3 rRNA genes are annotated in these 4,520 nt (G+C 51.9%); all 3 read left to right on the top strand.

From position 1 onward, the window contains the following. Positions 1-1,144: ribosomal RNA gene (locus BN350_RS19795) — 16S ribosomal RNA — on the top strand; the annotation flags it as partial. Positions 1,145-1,396: 252 nt separating this feature from the next. Continuing rightward, positions 1,397-4,304, top strand: a 23S ribosomal RNA gene (locus tag BN350_RS17955). A 67-nt stretch (positions 4,305-4,371) separates the two neighbouring features. Next, positions 4,372-4,480: ribosomal RNA gene (gene rrf, locus BN350_RS17950) — 5S ribosomal RNA — on the top strand. Positions 4,481-4,520: the final 40 nt, after the last annotated feature.

Genomic DNA, 4,520 nt, shown 5'->3' with positions numbered 1-4,520 from the left:
ACCGAGCAACGCCGCGTGAGGGAGGAAGTACTTCGGTATGTAAACCTCTGTTATAAAGGAAGAACGGCATATGTAGGGAATGACATATGAGTGACGGTACTTTATGAGGAAGCCACGGCTAACTACGTGCCAGCAGCCGCGGTAATACGTAGGTGGCGAGCGTTATCCGGAATCATTGGGCGTAAAGAGGGAGCAGGCGGCAATAGAGGTCTGCGGTGAAAGCCCGAAGCTAAACTTCGGTAAGCCGTGGAAACCAAATAGCTAGAGAGCAGCAGAGGATCGTGGAATTCCATGTGTAGCGGTGAAATGCGTAGATATATGGAGGAACACCAGTGGCGAAGGCGACGATCTGGGCTGCAACTGACGCTCAGTCCCGAAAGCGTGGGGAGCAAATAGGATTAGATACCCTAGTAGTCCACGCCGTAAACGATGAGTACTAAGTGTTGGGGGTCAGACCTCAGTGCTGCAGTTAACGCAATAAGTACTCCGCCTGAGTAGTACGTTCGCAAGAATGAAACTCAAAGGAATTGACGGGGGCCCGCACAAGCGGTGGAGCATGTGGTTTAATTCGAAGCAACGCGAAGAACCTTACCAGGTCTTGACATACCATTAAAGACCCTAGAGATAGGGGGATAGCTATAATGGATACAGGTGGTGCATGGTTGTCGTCAGCTCGTGTCGTGAGATGTTGGGTTAAGTCCCGCAACGAGCGCAACCCCTGTTGCCAGTTGCCAGCATTAGGTTGGGGACTCTGGCGAGACTGCCTCTGCAAGGAGGAGGAAGGCGGGGATGACGTCAAATCATCATGCCCCTTATGACCTGGGCTACACACGTGCTACAATGGACGGATCAGAGGGAAGCGAGACCGCGAGGTGGAGCGAAACCCAGAAACCCGTTCTCAGTTCGGACTGCAGTCTGCAACTCGACTGCACGAAGCTGGAATCGCTAGTAATCGCGAATCAGAATGTCGCGGTGAATACGTTCTCGGGCCTTGTACACACCGCCCGTCACACCATGAGAGTTGGTAACACCCGAAGCCGGTGGCCTAACCGCAAGGAAGGAGCTGTCTAAGGTGGGACTGATGATTGGGGTGAAGTCGTAACAAGGTATCCCTACGGGAACGTGGGGATGGATCACCTCCTTTCTAGGGAGAAGAGGACGTGGAGTCTGTTTAGTTTTGAATGTGCGCTGGCATGTTCAGAAGAGGAATACAGGAACATTGAAAACTGAATAGCAAACTAGCAAAAACTTTTTACAACAGAAAAGATAGATGAAGAAGAAACGAGATCAGGAAAAAGAAGAAGATTGAAGGTCTAATCATCTGGTTGCAAGAAAAAACTAAGAAACACAAAGAGAAAAGCAAAACAAGAAAAAAGTAGAGAACTTGAACACTTTAGGTTAAGCAGGAAAGAGCGTATGGCGGATGCCTAGGCACTAAGAGGCGAAGAAGGACGCAGCAAACGGCGAAACGCGGCGGCGAGCAGTAAGCAGGCAGAGACCCGCTGATGTCCGAATGGGGGAACCCGTCACGAAGAGAAGCGTGACATCATGGAGTGAATACATAGCTGCATGAGGCAAGACGCAGGGAACTGAAACATCTCAGTACCTGCAGGAGAAGAAAGTAAGAACGATTCCGCAAGTAGCGGCGAGCGAAAGCGGAGGAGCCCAAACCATCGTGAAGATGGGGTTATAGGGCTGTCGAGGAAGCAGAACCGGCATGATAGGAGAAGCGCAGGGGAAGGCGCAGCGAAGAGGGTGAAACTCCCGTATCCGAAATTGTGGAGGAATGCGAGACAGTACCTGAGTACGTCGGGGCACGAGGAATCCTGACGGAATTATCGAGGACCATCTCGAAAGGCTAAATACTCCTTAGTGACCGATAGTGAACCAGTACCGTGAGGGAAAGGTGAAAAGAACCCCGGGAGGGGAGTGAAAGAGAACCTGAAACCATATGCTTACAAGAAGTCAGAGCCCGTTAATGGGTAATGGCGTGCCTTTTGTAGAATGAGCCGGCGAGTTATGATATGAAGCGAGGTTAAGCGGGAGACGCGGAGCCGAAGCGAAAGCGAGTCTGAAGAGGGCGGAAGTTTTATGTCATAGACCCGAAACCGAGTGATCTAGCCATGATCAGGTTGAAGTTGGGGTAGAACCCGATGGAGGACCGAACCGACCCCCGTTGAAACGTTGGCGGATGAATTGTGGCTAGGGGTGAAATTCCAAACGAACTCGGAGATAGCTGGTTCTCCCCGAAATAGCTTTAGGGCTAGCGTCGCGACAGGTGTCATGAAGGTAGAGCACTGAATATGTGATGGCCTCATCCCGAGGTACTGAGCATAATCAAACTCCGAATGTCATGAAGACAAGCGCGGCAGTCAGACTGCGGGTGATAAGGTCCGCAGTCAAGAGGGAAACAGCCCAGACCATCAGCTAAGGTCCCAAAATATATGCTAAGTGGAAAAGGATGTGGAGATGTCCAGACAACTAGGAGGTTGGCTCAGAAGCAGCCACCCTTTAAAGAGTGCGTAACAGCTCACTAGTCGAATGACTCTGCGCCGAAAATTTACCGGGGCTAAGCATAATACCGAAGCTATGGATTTATAGAGAATATAAGTGGTAGGGGAGCGTTCCAGTCAGCGAGGAAGGATGACCGAAAGGACATGTGGAGCGGCTGGAAGAGAGAATGCCGGTGTGAGTAGCGGAACGTGGGTGAGAATCCCACGCACCGAAAACCCAAGGTTTCCAGAGGAAGGTTCGTCCGCTCTGGGTAAGTCGGGGCCTAAGACGAGGCCGAGAGGCGTAGTCGATGGACAACGGGTGGAGATTCCCGTACCTGGCAGTGAGGCAATGGAGTGACGGAGAAGGCTAGGCGATCCAGCAGCTGGAATAGCTGGTGCAAGCGAGGTAGGGGACATCCAGGCAAATCCGGATGTCGGAACCCGAAGGCGTGACGCGTATGGAACATTACGATAAGTACAGAAGTCGCCGAAGCCATCTTCCAAGAAAAGCTTCTAGCATAACTCAGTGTCAGCCCGTACCGAAAATGGACACACATGGGTGAGGAGAGAATCCTAAGGTGAGCGAGAGAACTACAGCTAAGGAACTCTGCAAAATGACTCCGTAACTTCGGGATAAGGAGTGCTCAGTGAAAGCTGAGCCGCAGTAAAACGGCCCAAGCGACTGTTTACCAAAAACACAGCTCTCTGCGAAGACGCAAGTCGAAGTATAGGGGGTGACGCCTGCCCGGTGCTGGAAGGTTAAGAGGAGTTGTGATCCGCAAGGAGAAGCGATGAATTGAAGCCCCAGTAAACGGCGGCCGTAACTATAACGGTCCTAAGGTAGCGAAATTCCTTGTCAGGTAAGTTCTGACCCGCACGAAAGGCGTAACGATTTGGGCGCTGTCTCAGCTGTAGACTCGGTGAAGTCTTAGTACCTGTGAAGATGCAGGTTACCCGCGACTAGACGGAAAGACCCCATGGAGCTTTACTGTAGCTTGATATTGGATCTTGATGCATGATGTACAGGATAGGTAGGAGACAAGGAGACGGATACGCCAGTATTCGAGGAGTCGCCGTTGGGATACTACCCTTGATGCATTGAGGTTCTAACCGGACGACGTGAAGCCGTTGACGGGACAGTGTCAGGTGGGCAGTTTGACTGGGGCGGTCGCCTCCCAAAGAGTAACGGAGGCGCCCAAAGATACCCTCAGCATGGATGGAAACCATGCGCAGAGTGCAAAGGCAAAAGGGTGTTTGACTGCGAGACCAACAAGTCGAGCAGGGACGAAAGTCGGGCTTAGTGATCCGGCGGTGCCGAATGGAAGGGCCGTCGCTCAACGGATAAAAGCTACCCTGGGGATAACAGGCTGATCTCCCCCAAGAGTTCACATCGACGGGGAGGTTTGGCACCTCGATGTCGGCTCATCGCATCCTGGAGCTGAAGTCGGTTCCAAGGGTTGGGCTGTTCGCCCATTAAAGCGGTACGCGAGCTGGGTTCAGAACGTCGTGAGACAGTTCGGTCCCTATCTGTCGTGGGCGTAGGAAGTTTGAGGAGAGCTGCCCTCAGTACGAGAGGACCGGGGTGGACAGACCAATGGTGCACCAGTTGTCACGCCAGTGGCACAGCTGGGTAGCTAAGTCTGGAAGGGATAAACGCTGAAGGCATCTAAGTGTGAAGCCCCCTCCAAGATGAGACTTCCCATTCAATGGAAGTAAGACCCCTCTAAGACGAAGAGGTAGATAGGTCATGGGTGCAAGCATAGCGATATGCTGAGCTGAATGATACTAATAGGTCGAGGGCTTAGCCTAGGAAGAGTGGAACAAGGAAGCTAGTGACTATTCAGTTTTGAGTGCTCGTGCATTCAGGGAAAGAGAATCCGGTGGTGACAGTATGATGGAGACACCTGTACCCATACCGAACACAGAAGTTAAGCATCACAGCGGCGAAGATAGTGCGAAAGTGCGACAATAGCAGGCCGCCGGTTTCATTGAGAGACGCCTGTCTCTCTTTTCTTTTGCATTGAT

Source organism: Candidatus Stoquefichus massiliensis AP9 (assembly GCF_000455285.1).
Classification (GTDB): domain Bacteria; phylum Bacillota_I; class Bacilli_A; order Erysipelotrichales; family Coprobacillaceae; genus Stoquefichus; species Stoquefichus massiliensis.
Note: the sequence above shows the minus strand (reverse complement) of the source record. Positions and strands in the feature narration are given on the sequence as shown.